The sequence below is a fragment of the Chitinophaga filiformis genome (assembly GCF_900102545.1).
GTDB lineage: Bacteria > Bacteroidota > Bacteroidia > Chitinophagales > Chitinophagaceae > Chitinophaga > Chitinophaga filiformis.
Genome location: NZ_FNBN01000004.1, coordinates 142,271 through 163,464, shown reverse-complemented (window position 1 = coordinate 163,464; position 21,194 = coordinate 142,271). Strand labels below are relative to the sequence as shown.

The following is a 21,194-nucleotide window of genomic DNA, read 5'->3' as shown; positions in this document are numbered from 1 at the left end:
ATTTTGATATTAATATTATTCGCTGAATCATGGAAACGATCAGTTGTAAAGTAAGAGGTATGCATTGCACCAGCTGCGCGCAATCGGTGTCAAGATACCTGGAACATAAAGGGATGCAGGATGTGAACCTGAGCTTTGCCACGGAAGATTTGAGCTTTACCTTACCGGAGGGAATTACCTCTGCCACTGATGTGTTGAACGGCATCAGTCAGATGGGCTACCAGGTGATATTGCCTGACCAACCTCAGCCCAGGACCTTATTCCTGAATACCCTGACCTTTAAATTTTTCTTCTGCGCTGTCTTTACCGCTCCCTTACTGCTGCATATGTGGGTAAACTGGGCATGGCTGCATAATACCTATGTACAGTTAGCCTTAGCTACCCCGGTATACCTGATGGGTATGTGGCACTTTGGCCGCAGCGCCTGGAGATCGCTGGTGAACAGGCTGGCCAATATGGATGTACTGATCACACTGGGCGCTACAGCCGCTTATGGGTATAGTCTTACCGGCACCTTACTGCACCTTGGTAGTGAGTACATGTTTTACGAAACAGCAGCAGCCATTATTACCCTTGTGTTCCTGGGTAACCTGCTGGAAGAGCGCTCAGTAAAACAAACCACCACCGCCATTGCCGACCTGGCAAGGATGCAGGTCACCACTGCAAGACTGATCCAGGAACATGGTAACCATGAGCATATTCATGTTGTAGAGAACCAGACCTTGAAACCGGGTGATAAAGTACTGGTCAATACAGGCGACAAGATCCCGATGGATGGTACGATCTACTGGGGCAGCGGGCATGTCAACGAATCTATGATAACCGGTGAAAGTGCGCCTGTGGCCAAAAGCGAAAAGCATAAGGTTATTGGCGGAACCATCCTCGAAGAAGGCAGTATCAAAATGTTTATTACTGCCACCGGTAAGGACACCGTATTATCCTATATCATAGAACTGGTAAAACAGGCGCAGAACAGTAAGCCCAATATGCAAAAGCTGGCCGACAGGATCAGCGGCATTTTTGTACCACTGGTACTGGGTATTGCTATTGCTACCTTCCTGGGATGGGCCATTTTCGGAAATGTGACCACAGGAGAAGCTATTATGAAAAGTATCGCAGTGCTGGTGATTGCCTGTCCCTGTGCAATGGGACTCGCTACGCCTGCCGCAGTAATGGTTGGCCTGGGACGCGCTGCCCACAACGGGATACTCATCAAAGGCGCCAATACACTGGAAGCATTCAAAGATATCAGGTATGTGGTGCTGGATAAAACCGGTACCCTCACCACCGGTAAACTACAGGTAGGGAACTATCATTTTGAAGGAATGACAGAACAGGAATTCAAAAAGGTAGTGTATAGCCTGGAGAAATACTCCTCTCACCCTATTGCCCGCTCACTTGCCGGCTTATGGAAAGGCGAGGGAGAAATGCCCTTACAGCAGGTAAGAGAGATCAAAGGCCGGGGTATGCGGGCCAGGGATGGCGCAGGCAATGAATGGCAACTTGGCTCCTTTGTACTGGCAGAAAAAGTCACCTCAGATGACAGTCATAACATCTATTTGCTGAAGAACGGACAACTGGCAGGCTGGATTGATTTGATAGATGAGATCAGACCTGACGCTGCATTGATGGTTAAACAGCTGCAGCAGGAGGGGATCAAAACTGTGCTGCTGAGTGGGGATACCGAGCGCAAATGTAGAGAGCTGGCTGCTCAGACAGGCATTACGGAAGTGTTTGCAGGGCAGACGCCTGAACAGAAACTGCAAAAGATAGACGCCCTCATGAAGGAGGCCGCCGTAGCTATGGTGGGAGATGGTATCAATGATGCTCCTGCATTGGCAAGGGCCAGCATTGGTATTTCCCTGAGCGATGCTACTCATGTGGCTATGCAGAGCGCGAATGTAATACTGCTGAATAATCGTCTTTCTTCCCTGCCATTGGCGCTGGGACTGGGACGTCATACTTATCTCACCATCAAACAGAATCTTTTCTGGGCTTTCATTTATAACATTATCGCTATTCCTTTTGCGGCCTTCGGCGTTTTAAGCCCGATATCCGGAGCGGGTGTCATGGCGCTTTCTGATATTGTACTGGCAGTAAACTCTGTGAGACTACGCTATAAGAAAGTGATCTGATAGCCTGCATGTGCAGATGTGAGCAATTCTTTATTTTTACAGCTGCACCATATGGCCAATCCATCCGACATACTCAAAAAATACTGGGGATATACACAATTCCGTCCTTTACAGGAAGAGATCATCCAATCTGTAAGCAACGGGAAGGATACACTCGCCCTGCTGCCGACAGGTGGTGGAAAGTCCATCTGTTTCCAGGTGCCAGCCCTGCTCAGGGAAGGCGTATGTATAGTGGTTACCCCACTCATCGCCCTGATGAAAGACCAGGTGGCCAATCTGCAAAAGCGGAATATACCTGCAGTCGCTATTTATGCAGGCATGTACTACCAGGATGTGGAAAGACTGCTGGAAGAGGCTCGTAGAGGTAAATACAAGTTCCTTTATGTCTCTCCTGAACGTCTGCAAAGCAAGCGTTTCCTCGAATATTGTGATGGTATGCCAGTGAACCTGCTGGCTATTGATGAAGCACACTGTATCTCCCAATGGGGATATGACTTCCGGCCGGCCTATCTTGAAATTGCAGCTATCAGAAGTTATTTTCCCGGAGTTCCCTTGCTGGCACTGACAGCATCAGCTACGCCAAAAGTACAACAGGACATCTGTGAGAAGCTGTTGATGAAACAGCCTGCCATATTCACCAAAAGTTTTGCCCGTCATAATCTTTCCTATAGTGTTATTGAAGAAGACAATAAACCCGAGAAATTAAAGCATATCCTGCAGCGCGTGCAGGGCAGTGCCATCGTATACTGCCGTAACCGCAAGCGTACCAGGGAAGTGGCTGATATGCTGGAACAGGCTGGTATTGCCGCCACTTATTATCACGCGGGACTGACAGGAGAAGAACGTGCTGTAAGGCAGGAGCTGTGGTTGAACAGCCGTATCAGGGTCATGGCATGTACCAATGCTTTTGGTATGGGGATAGACAAGCCTGATGTACGTGTGGTGATTCACTACGACGCTACCGACGGATTGGAGGCTTATTACCAGGAAGCTGGACGTGCCGGCAGAGATGAGAAGAAGGCTTATGCAGTACTGATGTATCAGCAACAGGAACTGAAGGAAATGGTCAAAATGATGGAGCTGCAGTTCCCCGAAGTGGCAGAGATCCGTGAGGTATACCAGTGCCTGGTAAACTATCTGCAGGTACCCGTAGGGAGCGCAGAAGGTGTGTACTATGATTTTGATATCAATGATTTCGTTCGCAAGTTTGAACTGAATATTACGATTACATATAGTTCGTTGAAGATCCTGGAGCAGGAAGGCATCCTGCAGTTGAGTGAAAGTGTGTTTATGCCTTCCCGTGTCGAGTTTGTGATCAGCAAACAAACACTGTATGATTTTACAGATATGCAGCCTGTATTCGATCCCTTGCTGCAAACATTACTGCGTACCTACGAAGGCATCTTCGATACGCCTGTGCCGGTATATGAAAAGCAGGTAGCGCGACTGATGAGAAAGCCGGAATCACAGATCATAGAATGGTTACAGCAGTTGCATCAGCGCCGTATCCTGAAGTATAGTCAGCGCAAAGAAGAGCCACAGTTATGTTTTACACAGGAACGTGTTTCAGCACAACATCTGCGTATTGATACGACCCGTATAAAAGAAAGAATGCAGGTCTATAAGGAGCGGCTGGATGCTATGCTGGGTTACATCGGTAATAAGGAGGTTTGTCGTACACAGGCACTGGTGCAATATTTTGGAGAGAAGAACACCACAGCCTGTGGCATCTGTGATGTATGCATAGAGAAGAAGAAAAAGCCACTGGAAGGAAAAGAAGCAGAAGCAATAGCGGTACAACTGATGGCGCAGCTACAGGCAGAGCCAATGGAATGGGTTGATGTGCGCAACAGATTATTATCAGTAAAAGAGGATGCTTTACTGGAGGTAATGCAGTTCCTGATAGCTGAAGGAAGAGTGGGTAGGGATGCACATGGGAAAGTACATTTATTGTAAGTATTTATAAAAGCAAGAGAGGCTGTATCATCGTTTGATACGGCCTCTCTGCTTTTATATCCTGCTGTTACAGCTTGATGATCTTCCCTTCTTTACTGCTCTGGAAAGCCGCTTCAATTACATGAATCACATTTACAGCATCTGCCGGTTCTACAGGTACCGGAGCGCCCGTGGCAAGTGCCTTGTGCATGCCATCAAAGTATTCCAGGTAGTTGCCTTTAGGAGAAGGCAGGTATTCCCTGATCACCTTACCATCTTTCTCTGTGTGCATCAGGCCCCATTCGTGGATGCCTTCTACGCCCCATCCGGGAGCACCTGGCATCAGGCCTTGCTGGAGCATCGTTTCCTGTGTATCGGCTTTTGTCTTGATGAAAGAGCCTTTACGTCCATGGAACTGGTAAGAGGGGATAGGTTCCCTTGTGATGTAACTACATTTCAGGCGTACACGTAATTTATCGTAGAAGAATACCAGCTCGAAATAATCATCTACAATAGACTCAGCACGGATGATGCGGATATCCGCCCATATTGCATCTGGCTTGCCGAACAGTTGCAGGGCCTGATCCACCAGATGTGAACCCAGGTCATACAGTCCCCCGGTGCCGGGCAAAGCAGCTTCCTTGTGTTTCTTATAGCTTAATTCCTCACGGTAGCGGTCATAGTGGATCTCTGCCTCCAGGATGTCCCCAAGGTCGCCGCTGGCAATTACCTGCCGTACGATCTTGAAATCACTATCAAAACGGCGGTTATGGTACACGCTCAATAACAGTCCCTTGTTTTTTGCCAGCTCCACTAATTCCTGTCCCTCTACAGATGTAACGGTGAAAGGCTTTTCCACAATTACATGTTTACCGGCATTCAATGCCGCTTTAGTATACTCGTAGTGCGTATAGTTGGGTGTATTTACAACGATCAGTTCCAGTGAATCGTCCTGGAGCATGTCTTCCACACTCTTATAAACTTTCACCTCCGGATATCTTTCCTGCGCCATGTGTTTGCTTCTTTCCACTACGGCTGTAAATTCAAACCCGGGATGTACATGAATAAAGGGCGCGTGAAAAATATGGCCTGACATGCCATATGCACATATACCGGTCTTGATAATTCTTTCCATGAAATCCTGGTTTTAGCTGTTAGGGCAATAAGATAGTGAATATTCGGTATTTCTTAGAACCAACTGCTTTTCTTACTGCTTTTACCACCCAGTCCCAGCGCGCCCAGCAGACTGCGTGTAATGATATTTGCAGCAGTACGGCCGGCCTGACGTGCAGCAGAACTGGTCAGTACAGTTTCCAGGATACTCTTTTCTTCTTTCTGTCTGCCACCTCCTTTGGATGATGCCTTTTCTTCCTTCTCCTGGGCCGTTTTTTCGGCTGCTTCTTCCAGTTTGGCATTTAGTATCTCGTAAGCACTTTCAGCGTCAATTTCGCGGTTATATTTCTTAACCAGCTTAGAGTTATTGACGATAGCATCTGCTTCCTCCGGTGTAAGCACGTCCATACGTGAGCGGGGAGATACCAGCATGGTAGCTGCCAGCGGCGTAGGCTGACCTTTCTCGTTCAGACAGGTAAAGAGTGCTTCCCCGATACCGATCTGTGTCAGTAATTCATCTGTTTTATAGAATTCAGACAACGGGTAGTTCTCTGCTGTTTGTTTGATGGATTTTCTGTCGTTGGCCGTGAAAGCACGTAAGGCATGCTGCACTTTCATACCCAGCTGACCCAGCACGGATGGAGGTACATCCATAGGGTTCTGTGTACAGAAGAAAATGCCCACTCCCTTGGAACGGATCAGTTTTATGATCGTCTCAATCTGTTGTAGCAATGCGGTGCTGGCCTCCTGGAAGATGAGGTGAGCCTCATCAATGAACATCACCAGTTTAGGCTTTTCAAGATCGCCTTCTTCCGGCAGTGTGGCATAAAGCTCTGCCAGCAGGCTTAACATGAAAGTAGAGAATAGCTTGGGACGGTCCTGTATATCGGCCACTCTTACGATGGAGATAATACCCCTGCCATCATCGCTGATGCGCATCAGGTCATCCACTTCAAAAGAAGCTTCTCCAAAGAAAAGATCTGCACCCTGTTGCTCCAGACCTACTACCTTACGAAGAATGGTGCCTGCTGACGTAGTCGAGATCTTACCATAGTCTTTCTCCATGTCAGCTTTACCCTCATCACTCACATACTGCAACACTTTCTTGAAATCTTTCAGATCAAGCAGCGGCAGTTTATTATCATCACAGTATTTGAATATCATGGATACCAGGCCTTCCTGGGTATCGTTCAGCTCCAGAATCTTGGAGAGCAGCACTGGTCCGAATTCACTTACGGTAGCACGCAGACGGGCGCCTTTTTCCTTACTGAGGGATAGCAGTTCCGTTGGATAGGCTGCAGGCGACCAGCTGCCACCTATTTTCTGGTAGCGTTCCTCGATCTTTGCATTCCCTGTGCCTGCAGCAGCAATACCACTTAGGTCACCTTTGATGTCCATCAGTAATACGGGTACGCTGGCATCACTTAAAGCTTCTGCAATTACCTGCAGGGTCTTGGTTTTACCGGTACCGGTGGCGCCAGCTATCAGGCCATGCCTGTTCAGCGTTTTCAGTGGGAGAGATACTTCCGCTCCGGTTACTACTTCGCCATCCAGCATGGCGCATCCCAGTTTTATATGTTCGCCTTTAAAGGAATAACCGTTCTGAATGTACTCCAGAAATGCTTCTTTCGTAGCCATGGTGTATCAAATTTTTGTTGAAGATATGGAAAAGCGGTTTTGGACAAAAGCGGGGATAAAAAAATCAGGAACTAAACATGAAAAATAATGCAGATGCATTTACTCTTCATGCTTAATTCCTGATGTTTATTTTTCGCTGTGCGCTGACAGTCTTATAGTTCTTCTTCTCTTTCCAGCATCAGTATGGCTCCCTGCGGAACGATGAAATACTTTTCGCCCTGATAGACTACTTCTGTAGAACCGCTTACCAGGAAGATAGCCAGATCTCCTTCTTTTGCCTGGAGGGGAATATATTTCACCTTCTCCTCTTCCGGTTTCCATGCCTCATCGTCTTCACTGGGTAGTGGCAGCGCGTAACCAGGTCCTGTTTTGATCACATAACCCTGCTGTACCTTCTCCTTTTCCTGCATGCCGGGAGGAAGATATAAACCGCTTTCTGTGCGCTCGTTGGGGGTGGTTGGTTTAATGAGCACCCGGTCTCCTACAACTATTAACTTCTTCAATTTATTGTCTTGAGTCAAATGTATCGCCATGGTAAAGTACCTCCGGCAAATGTATTGCAAAATGCGTGCAGCAGGGTATATGGTGCCAATATGGCACAGTTATACATCTGCCAGCCGGAACGTATCTGCCGTCCTGATGCCTTTGTCTGTCATTTGCACGGTACAGCACTCTGTAACAGGGTCATGCTCAAAAAAGAGGATATAGTTATTCTCCACGGCCTCCTGTAAAAAGCTCTTTTTTTCCTGCAGGGTTGTCAGCGGGAACATATCATATGCCATGACATACGGAATAGGAATATGCCCTGTGCTGGGCAGCAGGTCAGCCATGTAAACGATGGTCTTATCCTTATACTGGATCTGCGGCAGCATCATGGAGTCCGTATGCCCGAATACAAAGCGGATATTGAAGTCGTTGGTGAAAGGAATGCCTTCCTCCCGTGGAATGAACTTCAGCTGTCCGCTTTCCTGTATAGGCAGGATATTTTCCTTCAGAAAAGAGGCCTTTTCCCGGTCGTTAGGTTTGGTAGCCCATTCCCAATGTTCCTGGTTGCTCCAGAAACTGGCATTCTTAAAGGCCGGTATCAGTTTGTCTCCCTGTCTTTCTATACTACCGCCACAATGATCGAAGTGCAGATGTGTCAGGAATACGTCGGTAATATCATTACGGTGAAAGCCGTGTTTTGCAAGCGCCGTATCGATACTGGTGTCTCCATGCAGGTAATAATGGCTGAAGAATTTTTCATCCTGTTTATTGCCTATACCGGTATCTACCAGGATCAGTCGGTTGCCGTCTTCTATCAGCAGGCTGCGCATGGCCCAGGAGCACATGTTGTTCTCGTCTGCCGGGTTCAGTTTATTCCAGATGCTCTTTGGCACTACGCCAAACATAGCGCCTCCGTCCAGTTTAAAATGGCCTGTATCTATACTGTATAATTTCATGATTAGATCAGTTTGCGTGCTGAAGTTCGTGAATTTCAGCTTTTGGCAGTAAGGCTTTTTTGTTTTTGCAGTGCTGCGTAGAGCCAGATCAATCCTATCGCGAAGAATGCGATCAGCGCCAGTACGGAGTTGCGCATGCTGCCAGTCAGCTCATGGATATAGCCGAACGTGATCATACCAATGGCGATAGATAATTTCTCTACCACATCATAGTAGCTGAAGAAAGATGCAGTATCATCTGTTTCAGGCATCAGTTTGGCGTAGGTAGAACGGCTCAGGGATTGTACGCCGCCCATTACCAGGCCTACTGCCACGGCCAGCAGATAGAAGTCTGTGGCTGTCTGCATGCGATATCCTGCCAGGCAGATGGCAACCCACAGCACAACAACACACATTAATACCGGGAGGTTACCGAATTTGCCGGACAGTTTGGCTATTCCCCATGCGCCGAGTACAGCTACCACCTGGATGGCTACGACGGCCATGATCAGTTTGTCGGCAGGCAGTCCCAGCTCCTGGCTGCCAAAGATGGTAGCAGCCATCATTACGGTCTGAACGCCCATGCTGTAAAAGAAGAATCCACGCAGGAATCTTTTCAATACAGGCATCAGCCTTACCTGTGCAAATACTTTTTTGAGCTCCCGGAAACCTTCTGTCAATGCACTGGCACTATGTTGCTGTACGGTTGCCTTAGAGGCCGGCAGACGTAAAAAGGTGATCTGTGCAAAGCCTATCCACCATATACCTGTAAGCAGGAATGTAATACGTACAGGCATACCATCAGTAATACCGAATGGTTTTACTACCACAAGGGCAAACCCGATCAGCTGCAATAACACACTGCCTATATATCCCATAGCAAAACCTTTTGCGCTGACGCGGTCACGGTCTTCTATCGCAGCTATTTCCGGCAGATAAGAATTGTAGAATACCAGCCCGCCACAATAGCCCAGCGTGGCAAGAATAAAGAAGATGGCGCCATATTCAACACTGGGGTTCGGTCCTGTGAAGTTATATAAGGCGCAGCAGCTCAGTCCACCCAGCCAGGTGAACATCATGAGATATCTTTTCTTATTCCCTCTTGTATCCGCAATGGAAGACAGGATGGGAGACAACAGAGCCGCCAGTATAAAGGCAGCAGCCATGGAGTAGTCGTACAATGCAGAGTTCACGAAGGTCCTTCCAAAGAAGGATACATTATCACCATTGGCATCAGAATGCGTAATGGTAGTGAAATAAATAGGGAAAAAAGTGGTGGTAATTACCAGGTTGTATACTGAGTTGGCCCAGTCATACATTGCCCAGCCATTGATTACTTTTTTACTGGCGGTTTGCATACGAAGTAAGTGAGTTAGTGATCAAAAATAAGGAATGCGGAGCGCTGTGGATCATCACAGCCACAGTAAACGGACGCTTATTTATAATCCAGTATACTGATGCGGTCCGGACACATGAAATATTCCTGCTCATCATTGGAACTAACAATGATAAGGCGGTCGCCGCTATAATCGGTAATAAGTTGCTGATAGAGCCGGACACCGGAAGCATCCAGGTTGGTACAGGGTTCATCCAGCAGCAGCACAGGAACATCAGAGAAAATGGTCAATGCCAGTTTCAGTCGTTGTTTCATGCCGGATGAAAAATAGCGGATCTGTTTATTCATGGATTTCTCCAGGCCCACCAGGGCTACAGCATCTGCGGGAGTGATGGTAGGAATGAATTGTTTGAACTGTAGATGGAACTGCAGGCTTTCTGCCAGTGTAAACTCTTCTACCAGTTCGAGGTAAGGAGCAGCGATGGCACAATGCCGGAAAAACTGATCAGGACTGAGCAGTTCTTCCGGTGTGCTATAAGTAACGGTACCTTCATTGTGATGCAGGTGTCCGCTGATAACCTGTAAAAGTGTAGATTTTCCCGAGCCATTGGGACCCAGTATGGCATACCTTCCGCCAGCTTCAAAAGTGGCGGATACACGACGGAAGATCCAGTCGTAGTTGAAACGTTTGCCCGTCTGGTGAAGCGTTATTTTCATTCGTCGCTGGCTAGTGACGTATAACCTTTCATAATGCCCCTGCCGGATTCACGGATGAAGGAAAGTATCTCATCTCTTTCATCAGTGGCGGGATATTCTGCTTCAATGATACTGATCGCTTTTGACAGCTTGTATCCTTTCACGAATATGATACGGTAGATATCCAGTACGTGGTTGATCTTTTCGAGAGAGAAACCTCTTCTTTTCAGACCGATGGAATTCACACCTACGTATGACAGCGGTTCACGTGCTGCTTTTACATAAGGCGGTACATCCTTTCTCACGAGGGAACCACCTGTAACAAAGGCGTGTGCGCCTATTTTACAGAACTGCTGAACAGCTACCATGCCCGCCAGTACTACGTGGTCGCCCACGGTGATATGGCCTGCAAGGGTAGTATTGTTGGAAAACACACAGTAATTGCCCACTTCACAATCGTGTGCAATGTGACTGTAAGCCATGATCAGGCAGTTACTGCCAATAACGGTTTTCCATTTATCCTTGGTTCCTCTGTTTATGGTTACGTACTCTCTGATGGTGGTATTGTCTCCGATTTCAGTTGTGGTTTCTTCGCCTGCAAATTTAAGATCTTGCGGAATGGCGGAAATTACAGCCCCGGGAAAGATACGGCAGTTCTTACCGATCCTTGCGCCATCCATAATTGTGACATTGGAGCCGATCCAGGTGCCCTCTCCAATTTCAACATTCTTATGAATAACAGTGAAGGGATCGATCTTTACGTTTGGCGCTACTTTGGCGTCCGGGTGAATGTAAGTTAGCGGATGGATCATTGCTATTGTTTAGCTTTCTCTTGTTTTAATGATTTGAGCGGTCAGGTCACCTTCAGTTACTACCTTGTTACCTACGAATACGGTTCCTCTCATTTCTACTATGCCTCTTCTGATAGGGCTCAGCAATTCCATCTTCAGGATCATGGTATCTCCTGGAAATACTTTCTGCTTGAACTTACAGTTGTCGATTTTGATAAAATAGGTATCGTAATTCTGAGGATCTGGTACGGTGTTGAGTGCAAGAATACCTCCGCACTGTGCCAGTGCTTCCACCTGCAATACACCCGGCATTACCGGATTATTCGGGAAGTGGCCCTGGAAGAAGTGCTCATTGAAGGTAACGTTTTTGATACCTACTACCTGTGAATCGGTAAGATCGATGATTTTGTCTACCAGCAACATCGGATAACGATGTGGCAGCGTTCTTTCAATGCGTGGCAGATCAAAGATAGCGGGTTTATTAGGATCGTATACAGGCACATCCTTGATGTGCTTGTTCTTCTTGATATACTGTTTGATCTTACGGGCAAACTCCACGTTGGAAGCATGTCCCGGACGGTTTGCAATGATATGCGCCTTAATAGGAACGCCTACCAGTGCCAGGTCTCCTATGATGTCCAGCAGCTTATGACGTGCTGGTTCATTCGGGAAGTGAAGCTGTATGTTATTGAGGATGCCTTCTCTCTGTGCTACGCTGATGTTTTCACGTTTGAACACTTTGGCAAGGCCGCCCAGTTGTTCATCGCTTACCGGTTTGTCAACGATTACGATAGCGTTGTTGATATCGCCACCTTTGATCAGGTTGTTGGAGATCAGGTATTCCAGTTCATGCAGGAACACAAAAGTGCGGCATGGCGCTACTTCTGCTCTGAAATCCTGCAGACTGTTCAGATTAGCATGTTGTGTTCCTAAAACAGGAGAATTGAAATCGATCAGACAGGTAATACGGTAATCCACTGCAGGCAGGGCTACCATTTCAACGTTCTTGTTATCGTCGTAGTAATTGATGTTGGTGTCGATAGAATACCAAACCTTTTTAGCATCCTGTTCGGCAATACCAACTTCCTCTATCTTCTGGATAAAGGGATAGGAACTACCATCCATAATCGGAATTTCAGGACCATCGATCTCGATGTGTACGTTATCGACCCCTGTTCCTACCAGGGCAGCCATAATATGCTCGATCGTGCTTACGCGTGCGCCGTTGTGTTCGAGGGTCGTGCTGCGTGAAGTATCCACGACATAATCGACATCGGCTTTAACTACAGGTTGTTCAGGCAGATCTACACGCTGAAATTTAATGCCGTAACCGGGAGTGGCCGGCTTCAGGGTCATGTTTACATGCGCACCTGTGTGTAAACCAACACCCGATATAGTTACTGGGGCTTTTATCGTGTGTTGGTTAGACGACTGTTGACTATCCATATTTTTTTATAACTGTTTATCCTACTTTGTTCTTCAAACACCTTCCCGCACCGAAAGCAGTTGTTTTACCATATCTTCCAATTCCTTCACACGTTTTTCAAGGTCGGGCAAATTTCTAAAAATTGCCTGACTTTTCAGCGAACTTTTATAATCAAAGGCAGGAGATCCCATCAGTGCTGTATTGGGTTCCACTATCGATTTAGACAAACCGCTCTGCGCATTGATCTTGGTACCGTCTGCCAGCTGGATATGTCCCACCAGGCCTACCTGTCCGCCTATCACACAGTTCTTGCCGATTTTGGTACTGCCGGATATACCGGTCTGTGCCGCAATTACAGAATTAGTATCCACATCCACATTGTGCGCTATCTGGATCAGGTTGTCCAGTTTTACGCCCTGGCGGATAACAGTGGAACCCATTGTAGCGCGGTCTATTGTGGTATTAGCCCCTATTTCCACATCATCGTGAATAATCACGTTACCAATCTGCGGCACTTTCTTATAGGTTCCATCAGGCTGCGGTGCAAAACCAAAACCATCTCCACCAATTACACAACCCGCATGAAGGATTACCCTGCTGCCCAATATACAGTTGTCATATACCTTTACACCCGGGAAGATGACAGTATCATCCTTTACGGTAACATTGTCGCCGAGATATACGCCGGGATATATTTTAACATTATTTCCAAGCACCACATTCTCGCCCAAATAGGCGAAAGCGCCGATGAAGACGTTCTGGCCGGTCTTTACAGATGCAGGCACATAAGACGGTTGCTGAATACCAGTCTTGTTACCCACCATCTGTTTATATTTTTCCAGGAGAAGGGCGAAGCTGCTGTACGCATCTTTTACCCTGATCAGGGTTGATTTAACAGGTTTTTCCGTTACAAGGCTCTCATTCACTATCAGTATCGAAGCATTGGTAGTATAAATGAACTCTTCGTATTTAGGATTGGCAATGAAACTGAGCATCCCTTCACCGGCCTCTTCAATCTTGGCGATGTTGCTCACTTTTACGTCCGGGTTGCCTTCCAGCCTACCATCCAGCATGGTAGCCAATTGTAATGCGCTAAACTGCATAGTTATTAATTAATAATGTTACCCGATCTGACCAGCTATCAACCTATTCCTGTCGCACAACTCGTATTTCCGGAATTTGTAATTGATAATTAGCCATTCATCAGATTTTTGGATGACAAATGTAGAATTTTTTTACGGGTATAGCCAGCGTATGACTAACCAGTGCATTGTCGATGGAGGAAATGTCTTTTACAGTTCCGTCCTTAAAGAGAATATTGATCTTCTCATTATTCACATTGTAAGCACTGAGACAGGCTGTGCCCGTAAAAACGAAATAGTCCAGATCCTTCTCGCTAATGCCGTACTGTTGCTGAATCTTTTGCCTGAGGAGATGAATACTTTCCGTGTCAAAGGCCTCATTACTCAGGATGCATTTGAATAAATTCCTGTTAATGAGCCAGTTGCAAAGCAGCGATAATATCTTATCCGGATGCTGCGCCCATACCTTGATAGCCCCCAGAATGTCATAATCGTCCAGCAGACAGAACTGCTGAAGGCAAGCCGGTTCCTGTTCAAAGTTGGCAGCTGTGATAGTATGATAGAGGAAATACTGCAATGCAGGCGAGGCAAAGAGGGATACACCTTGTGAAGCCAGTTCCTTTGCTCTGCGCAGTATTTTAACCAGCATATTCTCCGCGCTCAGCACCGTTTTGTGCAGGTAAACCTGCCAGTACATCAGGCGACGCGCCACTATAAACTTTTCTATCGAATAGATCCCTTTCTCTTCCACCATGAGCTCGTCACGGTGTACAGTGAGCATTTTTATTATTCTATCGTATCCTATTACTCCTTCAGAAACGCCCGTATAGAAACTGTCGCGGTTCAGATAATCCATCCTGTCTACGTCTAACTGGCTGGAAACCAGCTGATGTAAAAAGGTTTTGTGATAACGGCCGTTAAAGATCTCTATTGTCAGCGTCAGCGCCCCATCCATTTCTCTATTCAGCTCCTCCATCAGCCACTGGCTGATCTTCTCGTGGGATACCCCCTCAATGATGCCATTCTCCAGGGCATGAGAATAAGGTCCATGACCTATATCATGCAAAAGTATGGCCATCTTTGTAGCAACCTCTTCCTCTGCTGTGATCTCTACCCCCTTGGCCTTGAGCTCCACTAAGGCAAAACACATCAGATGATAGGCGCCCATGCTATGATGGAAACGGGTATGCATTGCGCCCGGATATACCAGGTGTGCAAGGGCCATCTGGTGGATCCTGCGCAAACGCTGATAGTAAGGATGGGAAATCAATGCAAAGATCAACGGATGGTCAATCGTAATGAAGCCATATACCGGATCGTTCACAATTTTTCGCTTGCGTTCTGCCATTTACCGTTCTCCTTTAGCTAGACAAAGCTACGTTAAGGAATTATTATCTGTAACTTTTTCTAATGTATAGACGCGGGACGAAAGGAATCCCCCTATGTTCCACGCTATTTTCCCTATTTTTATGATCGAAATTATTAATATTTAATCACTGGTCATCGAACATATTGTTTTTTAACAATTTATTGTGCCCCGATGAGCTGCCGGGAACGGTTTTTGACAACATGAATACGTAACTTGAGTAGGATAGTTGTCACTGCCAACTAAAATTTGCTTTATCATAAACACCTTACTTGAATGAGTCAAATAAATATACTTTGGGTAGATGATGAAATAGAATCGCTGAAATCGCAGATCATGTTCCTGGAAACCAAGGGATATAAAGTGTCGGCCCTCACCAATGGGTATGACGCCCTTGAATTCCTGCGTGACCAGGTGGTGGATGTCGTGCTGCTGGATGAGTCTATGCCAGGTATAACTGGTTTGGAAACCCTGGGGAAGATCAAAGAGATCGATCAGCAGATCCCCGTAGTGATGATCACCAAGAATGAAGCAGAAAATGTGATGGATGATGCTATCGGATCACAGATCACCGATTACCTGATCAAGCCGGTGAATCCTAACCAGGTACTCCTCTCCCTTAAGAAGATCATTGACAATAAACGCCTGGTGGCAGAAAAGACAACCATTGCCTACCAGCAGGAATTCCGTACACTGTTCATGGCCCTGAACTCCAACCCGGACTATAACGAGTGGATGGACATCTACAAGAAACTGGTGTACTGGGAGATGGAAATGGGTAAAACAAACAGTCCTGAAATGCTGGAAGTGTTAAACTCCCAGAAAGCAGAGGCCAATACCGAGTTCGCCAAATTCATCAGCCGGAACTATGCCAGCTGGGTAAGCCCGAAATCAAAAGAGGCGCCGGTAATGTCGCACACCCTCTTCCGGGATAAGATTGTGCCGGCCCTGGACAACGACGTACCTAATTTTATTATTATAATAGACAACCTCCGCTGGGACCAGTGGAAGGCGATATTGCCCATTTTCCTGGAGTCTTACCGCCTGGTGCAGGAAGATACTTTTTACAGTATCCTGCCTACCTCCACCCAGTATAGCCGTAACGCCATTTTTGCCGGTATGCTGCCGGTGGATATCGAACAGCGCTTCCCGGAAGAATGGAAGAACGATGACGAGGAAGGAGGGAAGAACCTGCACGAAGAAATATTTTTTGCCGATCAGCTCCGCCGGCTGAAGATGGACACACGGTTCTCTTATACAAAAGTAACCACGCACAACGACGGTCAGCACCTGGTTAACAATGTGCATAACCTGATGTCATACCCGATCAATGTGATCGTGTATAATTTTGTAGACATGCTCAGCCATGCCCGTACTGAAATGGAGGTGCTGAAAGAACTGGCCGCCGATGAAATGTCTTACCGCTCTATTACCGCCAGCTGGTTTGAGCACTCGCCGCTGCATCAGGCCCTCCGTAAACTGGCAGACAAAAAGATCAACCTGATCATAGCGACAGACCACGGTAATGTGAGAGTGAAAACACCGGTTAAAGTGATTGGGGACAAACAGACCACTACCAACCTCCGGTATAAGCATGGTCGTAACCTGAACTATGATGCAAAAGAAGTACTGGCCTTCCGTGATCCAAAAGAGGCTGGTCTGCCAAGGCCGAATGTGAACTCATCTTACATCTTCGCTAAGGAGGACGGCTACCTCTGCTATCCGAATAACTATAATTACTTTGTTAATTTCTACCGGAATACTTTCCAGCACGGCGGTATTTCACTGGAAGAAGTGATCGTGCCCGTAGCAAGGCTGGTGAGTAAATAGGGACTCCGGGCTTTTTCCTTATTTTTGTTGAATGAACTTTAAAGTCACACCCAATAACCTGACCCGCCTCGAAAAGATCTTTGGAGAGGCCAAGTATGAGTTGCGTTTCGAAAAGGGAACGTTCAACTCCGGCTATTGTGTACTTGAACACAAGAAGGTAGTTGTTATCAATAAATTCCTGAATCTGGAGGGACGTATCAATACTTTGCTGGATATCCTGTCCACGATGGCGCTGGATGAAACCATGCTGACTCCTGAGTCGCTGAAGCTGTACAGGCAGATAGTCGATAATAAGAATGCGGCAGATGCAGCAGCGGCAGCAGACAACAACGATGATACATCAATACCACCTTCACCAGAACAACCTTCAGAGAATTGAAAGTCACCTTTTTAGGAACAGGTACATCGCAGGGTGTACCCGTAATAGCCTGTAGTTGCCGGGTCTGCACCTCATCCGATCCGAAAGATAAGCGCCTGCGCAGCAGTATCCTGATATCAGATACGCCTGCCGGTAATATTGTTATCGACACAACACCGGATTTCCGTTACCAGATGCTCAGGGTAGGCTTAAAACACCTGGAAGCGGTGCTGATCACCCATTCCCATAAAGATCATATTGCTGGTATGGACGATATCCGTGCCTTTAATTATTTCCAGCAGCGGGCTATTGACATTTATGCTACCGAATTTACACAGCAGGTTATCCGAAATGAATTCTCCTATGCCTTTGCTGAACAGAAATACCCGGGTATTCCGGAACTGAACTTACGCACTATCGGAACCGCCCCTTTTAATGTGAATGGCCTGGATATTATTCCGATCAATGTGATGCATCACCGTATGCCGGTGATGGGTTTCCGTTTCAACGATTTTACCTACATTACCGACGCCAATTTCATAGCAGAAGAGGAAAAGCAAAAGATCAGAGGTTCTAAAGTGCTTGTACTCAATACGCTGAGAAAAGAGAAACATATTTCCCATTTTACGCTGGATGAAGCGATTGCCATTGGTCGTGAACTGGAGATCCCGCAGGTCTATTTTACCCATATCAGTCACCAGCTGGGCAGGCATGAAGAGGTTGCTGCAGAATTGCCTGCAGGTATGGCCCTGGCCTATGACGGGCTGGAAGTAATACTGTAACTTTCCCGGGGAGCTGAGCGTTTTACAGGAAATCCCCTTTATGCGGCCTACATCTGTATTCTTGTCTGTAATATGCCTGTTTGCAATCTTTTGTGGTTGCCGAAAAGATGACCGTCATCCTGTATTACAAAAAGGACTTAGAGGAAAGGTCATATACTCTTCCTGTGCGACTACTGCTGTGCAGGTATTAAATAAAAATATTGGCTCCGACTGGACTAACTGTCACGATCAGAAAAAGTATCAGCATATGATCGATGTGATAATTACAAACCTGGATATATGGTCCATTCAAGGGGAGTTTACTTTCGATATCGTGGAAAATGAACCATATGGCAGATGTGCAATGTACGATTGCGGGCCTTCACAATCCTTTACGATTGCTATTATAAAAGACTGATCAAATATTCTTAGTCATGAAACCTGTCCCTGTATTACTGTTTACGATATGCCTGTTCATACTTTCCTCCGGTTGCCGGAAAAATGAAGAAGGTGGAAGGCCAATCCTGCAAAAAGGATTAAGAGGAAAGATCCTGTATTCTTCCTGCGCTACAGTAGCCGTCCAGGTGCTTAACAAAGATATTGGTACAGACTGGACCAGCTGTGTGGACAAGAAAGTGTATGAACACATGATTGACGCCAATATTGTGAACAGGAATGGTATAGCGGCGGGAGTGGAGTTCAGTTTCAATATTGTTGAGGATGAGCCGCAGTTCCGGTGTGATATGGTGGATTGTAATCCTCCCACATTCGCAACAATTGTAATTACCGGTGATTAATAAGCTACGTACCCATACTATACAATTGAGGTCTGTTCTACTATTTACTGTATGCCTGTGTTTGTGTCTCAGTGGCTGCCGGAAAAAAATGAGGACATACGCCGTATGCCTTATGCCGTGACAGCCACTATTTAACTTCGTATTAACCTTTTTCCCAGGTTTATGCAATAACTTGCCCGGCTTTAACTGTTAACCCATGAAGCAGGCGTTATGGAAAGCTTACAACAGCTTTTCCCGGAAGGAAAGACATGGTATTTTATTCCTGTTGGTACTAACAGGTATTTGTGTGGCAATGCCCTCCTTCTGGGAGCGCTACGTTTCCCATTCAGCTGAAGTATATACAACTGATAGCATATTACTTGCTGAAGTAGCAGCATTTCATGATGCGTTGTTGAACGGTGCGAAAGTTTCCCCGGGAAATACTGATAGCGGTGTACAGCTCCGCCGTTTTACATTTGATCCGAATACAATTGACGCTGCGGAATGGGAAGCATTAGGATTGGAGAAAGGAGTGATCAGTACTATACAACGGTACCTGGCAAAAGGAGGGCGGTTTTGGCGGAAAGAAGATCTGAAAAAGATCTATGGATTAGCTCCGGGGCTGTGTAATGAGCTGATGCCTTATGTACGTATCGTTGCGCGGCCATATAAGGCTGATACATCCCGGCATTATGCCGCATACCCGTCATACCGCCAGGATACGCAGCATGCAGGATATGGAAGGAATACCATGCATATGCCTGGAGTACAGCGTGAAGGCGTCCGCAGGAAAGAATATCGTAGTAGTTTACCTGTGTTGGACATTAATACGGCAGATTCCGCGCTATGGGAGTCCCTGCCGGGTATAGGACCTGTGCTGGCAGCCCGCATTGTAAAATTCAGGGAGAAGCTGGGAGGCTTTTACTCTATCAGCCAGGTAGGAGAAACCTACGGATTGGCAGACACGACATTTAATAAAATTCAAGCTTCCCTGCGATTGCATAAGGTTTCACTAAAAAAACTAGACCTCAACCACATGGATGAAAAATCTTTGGCGCAACATCCATACATACGATACAAACTGGCGCGGTTAATAGTACTGTATCGCAGTAACCACGGGCCTTTCAGGCAGCCGGAAGACCTTCTTGGCATACCATTGGTAGATGATAGTATTTATCGTAAAATTGAACATTACATCAAAACAGAAAATTCCCCATTATGAACTTTGAGCCTACAGAAACGCAGCGACAGATTACACAAGTGATACGCGACTTTGGAAAAATTCACATGCAACCTTACGTACTGGAATGGGATGAAAATCAGACGTTTCCGGCGCAGTTGTTCAAACAGCTGGGAGAACTGGGGTTAATGGGGGTACTTGTTCCTGAGCAATATGGTGGTAGCGGACTGGGATACCTGGAATACGTGACCGTCATCAGCGAAATCGCTAAGATCTGTGGCGCCATCGGATTGAGTGTGGCTGCGCATAATTCATTGTGTACCGGCCATATCTTACAATTCGGATCAGAAGAGCAGAAGCAACGTTATCTCCCAAAACTGGCCAGCGCAGAATGGATAGGCGCCTGGGGCCTCACTGAACCCAATACCGGTTCAGACGCCATGAACATGAAATGTGTAGCACACAAAGATGGTGATGAGTGGGTTATTAATGGCACCAAATGCTGGATCACCCATGGTAAAAGCGGAGATGTGGCAGTAGTAATAGCCCGTACCGGTAACGTCCGCGACAGTCATGGTATGACAGCCTTTGTGGTAGAACGCGGAACACCCGGTTTCAGTGGTGGTAAGAAGGAAAATAAGCTAGGCATGCGTGCATCAGAAACAGCTGAGATGATCTTTGATAATTGCCGCATACCAGCCGCTAATATGCTGGGTAATGAAGGTGAAGGATTTATACAGTCAATGAAAGTACTGGACGGAGGGCGTATCTCCATCGCAGCCCTGTCTCTGGGTATTGCCAAAGGCGCCTATGAAGCAGCGCTGAAGTATGCACAGGAACGCCATCAATTTGATAAACCAATAGCCAGTTTCCAGGGTATTTCCTTCAAACTGGCGGATATGGCCACAGAGATCATGGCGGCAGAATTGCTGACTATGCAGGCCGCTGATACTAAAACAAGGGGAGGCATAGTAACACAACAGGCTGCGATGGCCAAATACTACGCATCTGAAGTAGCTGTGAAAACTGCCAATGAAGCCGTACAGATCTTTGGCGGATATGGCTATACGAAAGACTTCCCCGTAGAGAAATTTTATCGTGATTCAAAACTTTGCACAATAGGAGAGGGTACTTCTGAAATACAGAAACTGGTCATTGCACGTGAAGCGTTGAAATAAACGACAGTATACAGCTGCCTGTTATCGTGTAATATCATTTCGTTGTTTATAGTATATGTTAGTCCGTGAGCATTCACTCACGGGCTTTCTTTTTTGTTTCTTATCTACTTCCTCAATAGGCTTATCAATTTTTGTTATCTCCCGTTTCCCCTGAACGCCACTACCTTTGGCC

At 46.6% G+C, this 21,194-nt stretch carries 18 protein-coding genes; 8 read left to right on the top strand and 10 right to left on the bottom strand.

From position 1 onward, the window contains the following. Window positions 1-29 precede the first annotated feature (29 nt). Window positions 30-2,135, top strand: coding sequence for a heavy metal translocating P-type ATPase (locus tag BLR32_RS18470; protein ID WP_089834328.1), 2,106 nt, complete (start codon window positions 30-32; stop codon window positions 2,133-2,135). Window positions 2,136-2,186: 51 nt separating this feature from the next. Beyond that, a complete protein-coding gene (locus tag BLR32_RS18465; RefSeq protein WP_089834327.1) occupies window positions 2,187-4,091 on the top strand; it encodes a RecQ family ATP-dependent DNA helicase in 1,905 nt (634 codons plus the stop codon). A 67-nt stretch (window positions 4,092-4,158) separates the two neighbouring features. Here the strand turns inward: BLR32_RS18465 and BLR32_RS18460 are convergent, their stop codons facing one another. From BLR32_RS18460 to BLR32_RS18415, 10 genes are all read right to left on the bottom strand, one after another. After that, entirely contained in the window at window positions 4,159-5,205 is a 1,047-nt protein-coding gene (locus BLR32_RS18460; RefSeq protein ID WP_089834326.1) for a Gfo/Idh/MocA family oxidoreductase, read from the bottom strand. Window positions 5,206-5,258: 53 nt separating this feature from the next. Continuing rightward, entirely contained in the window at window positions 5,259-6,821 is a 1,563-nt protein-coding gene (locus BLR32_RS18455; protein ID WP_089834325.1) for a helicase HerA-like domain-containing protein, read from the bottom strand. A 152-nt stretch (window positions 6,822-6,973) separates the two neighbouring features. Further along, window positions 6,974-7,324, bottom strand: a complete 351-nt coding sequence (locus BLR32_RS18450) for a co-chaperone GroES (RefSeq protein WP_245705459.1) — start codon at window positions 7,322-7,324, stop codon at window positions 6,974-6,976. Between the two features lie 99 nt (window positions 7,325-7,423). Continuing rightward, window positions 7,424-8,263 (bottom strand): MBL fold metallo-hydrolase, encoded by an 840-nt coding sequence (locus BLR32_RS18445; RefSeq protein ID WP_089834324.1) that lies wholly within the window; start codon window positions 8,261-8,263, stop codon window positions 7,424-7,426. A gap of 35 nt (window positions 8,264-8,298) precedes the next feature. Next, a complete protein-coding gene (locus BLR32_RS18440; protein ID WP_089834323.1) occupies window positions 8,299-9,600 on the bottom strand; it encodes an MFS transporter in 1,302 nt (433 codons plus the stop codon). A 77-nt stretch (window positions 9,601-9,677) separates the two neighbouring features. Next, complete coding sequence (locus tag BLR32_RS18435) at window positions 9,678-10,295, bottom strand: ABC transporter ATP-binding protein (RefSeq protein ID WP_089834322.1); 618 nt, start codon at window positions 10,293-10,295, stop codon at window positions 9,678-9,680. Beyond that, window positions 10,292-11,086, bottom strand: coding sequence for an acyl-ACP--UDP-N-acetylglucosamine O-acyltransferase (gene lpxA / locus BLR32_RS18430; RefSeq protein ID WP_089834321.1), 795 nt, complete (start codon window positions 11,084-11,086; stop codon window positions 10,292-10,294). The genes BLR32_RS18435 and lpxA overlap by 4 nt, the downstream gene beginning before the upstream one ends. Before the next feature lie 9 nt (window positions 11,087-11,095). Continuing rightward, entirely contained in the window at window positions 11,096-12,511 is a 1,416-nt protein-coding gene (locus BLR32_RS18425; RefSeq protein ID WP_089834320.1) for a bifunctional UDP-3-O-[3-hydroxymyristoyl] N-acetylglucosamine deacetylase/3-hydroxyacyl-ACP dehydratase, read from the bottom strand. Between the two features lie 33 nt (window positions 12,512-12,544). Continuing rightward, entirely contained in the window at window positions 12,545-13,594 is a 1,050-nt protein-coding gene (lpxD, locus tag BLR32_RS18420; protein ID WP_089834319.1) for a UDP-3-O-(3-hydroxymyristoyl)glucosamine N-acyltransferase, read from the bottom strand. Window positions 13,595-13,694: 100 nt separating this feature from the next. After that, on the bottom strand, window positions 13,695-14,921 hold the full coding sequence (locus tag BLR32_RS18415; protein WP_089834318.1) for an HD domain-containing protein: 1,227 nt from the start codon (window positions 14,919-14,921) through the stop codon (window positions 13,695-13,697). Between the two features lie 294 nt (window positions 14,922-15,215). Here BLR32_RS18415 and porX point away from each other — a divergent pair, with 294 nt between their 5' ends. The 6 genes from porX to BLR32_RS18380 all read left to right on the top strand — a co-directional run bounded on the left by porX (window position 15,216) and on the right by BLR32_RS18380 (window position 21,022). Beyond that, a complete protein-coding gene (gene porX / locus BLR32_RS18410; RefSeq protein WP_089834317.1) occupies window positions 15,216-16,769 on the top strand; it encodes a T9SS response regulator signal transducer PorX in 1,554 nt (517 codons plus the stop codon). A gap of 31 nt (window positions 16,770-16,800) precedes the next feature. After that, on the top strand, window positions 16,801-17,148 hold the full coding sequence (locus BLR32_RS18405) for a hypothetical protein (RefSeq protein WP_089834316.1): 348 nt from the start codon (window positions 16,801-16,803) through the stop codon (window positions 17,146-17,148). Next, entirely contained in the window at window positions 17,145-17,909 is a 765-nt protein-coding gene (locus BLR32_RS18400; RefSeq protein WP_089834315.1) for an MBL fold metallo-hydrolase, read from the top strand. The genes BLR32_RS18405 and BLR32_RS18400 overlap by 4 nt, the downstream gene beginning before the upstream one ends. Before the next feature lie 413 nt (window positions 17,910-18,322). After that, the gene (locus BLR32_RS18390; RefSeq protein WP_089834313.1) at window positions 18,323-18,685 is read left to right on the top strand and encodes a hypothetical protein; all 363 of its coding nucleotides are present in this window, start codon (window positions 18,323-18,325) and stop codon (window positions 18,683-18,685) included. A 196-nt stretch (window positions 18,686-18,881) separates the two neighbouring features. Beyond that, window positions 18,882-19,886, top strand: a complete 1,005-nt coding sequence (locus BLR32_RS18385) for a ComEA family DNA-binding protein (RefSeq protein WP_089834312.1) — start codon at window positions 18,882-18,884, stop codon at window positions 19,884-19,886. Next, window positions 19,883-21,022, top strand: a complete 1,140-nt coding sequence (locus BLR32_RS18380) for an acyl-CoA dehydrogenase family protein (RefSeq protein WP_089834311.1) — start codon at window positions 19,883-19,885, stop codon at window positions 21,020-21,022. Before BLR32_RS18385 ends, BLR32_RS18380 begins: the two co-directional genes overlap by 4 nt. Window positions 21,023-21,194: the final 172 nt, after the last annotated feature.

Bases quoted from the DNA above. Each gene is read 5' to 3' on its own strand.
- porX (WP_089834317.1), top strand. From the start codon at position 15,216: ATGAGTCAAATAAATATACTTTGGGTAGATGATGAAATAGAATCGCTG.
- BLR32_RS18380 (WP_089834311.1), top strand. From the start codon at position 19,883: ATGAACTTTGAGCCTACAGAAACGCAGCGACAGATTACACAAGTGATA.
- BLR32_RS18460 (WP_089834326.1), bottom strand. From the start codon at position 5,205: ATGGAAAGAATTATCAAGACCGGTATATGTGCATATGGCATGTCAGGC.
- BLR32_RS18440 (WP_089834323.1), bottom strand. From the start codon at position 9,600: ATGCAAACCGCCAGTAAAAAAGTAATCAATGGCTGGGCAATGTATGAC.
- lpxA (WP_089834321.1), bottom strand. From the start codon at position 11,086: ATGATCCATCCGCTAACTTACATTCACCCGGACGCCAAAGTAGCGCCA.
- BLR32_RS18465 (WP_089834327.1), top strand. From the start codon at position 2,187: ATGGCCAATCCATCCGACATACTCAAAAAATACTGGGGATATACACAA.
- BLR32_RS18385 (WP_089834312.1), top strand. From the start codon at position 18,882: ATGAAGCAGGCGTTATGGAAAGCTTACAACAGCTTTTCCCGGAAGGAA.
- BLR32_RS18455 (WP_089834325.1), bottom strand. From the start codon at position 6,821: ATGGCTACGAAAGAAGCATTTCTGGAGTACATTCAGAACGGTTATTCC.
- BLR32_RS18425 (WP_089834320.1), bottom strand. From the start codon at position 12,511: ATGGATAGTCAACAGTCGTCTAACCAACACACGATAAAAGCCCCAGTA.
- lpxD (WP_089834319.1), bottom strand. From the start codon at position 13,594: ATGCAGTTTAGCGCATTACAATTGGCTACCATGCTGGATGGTAGGCTG.
- BLR32_RS18445 (WP_089834324.1), bottom strand. From the start codon at position 8,263: ATGAAATTATACAGTATAGATACAGGCCATTTTAAACTGGACGGAGGC.
- BLR32_RS18470 (WP_089834328.1), top strand. From the start codon at position 30: ATGGAAACGATCAGTTGTAAAGTAAGAGGTATGCATTGCACCAGCTGC.
- BLR32_RS18390 (WP_089834313.1), top strand. From the start codon at position 18,323: ATGAAACCTGTCCCTGTATTACTGTTTACGATATGCCTGTTCATACTT.
- BLR32_RS18405 (WP_089834316.1), top strand. From the start codon at position 16,801: ATGAACTTTAAAGTCACACCCAATAACCTGACCCGCCTCGAAAAGATC.
- BLR32_RS18435 (WP_089834322.1), bottom strand. From the start codon at position 10,295: ATGAAAATAACGCTTCACCAGACGGGCAAACGTTTCAACTACGACTGG.
- BLR32_RS18415 (WP_089834318.1), bottom strand. From the start codon at position 14,921: ATGGCAGAACGCAAGCGAAAAATTGTGAACGATCCGGTATATGGCTTC.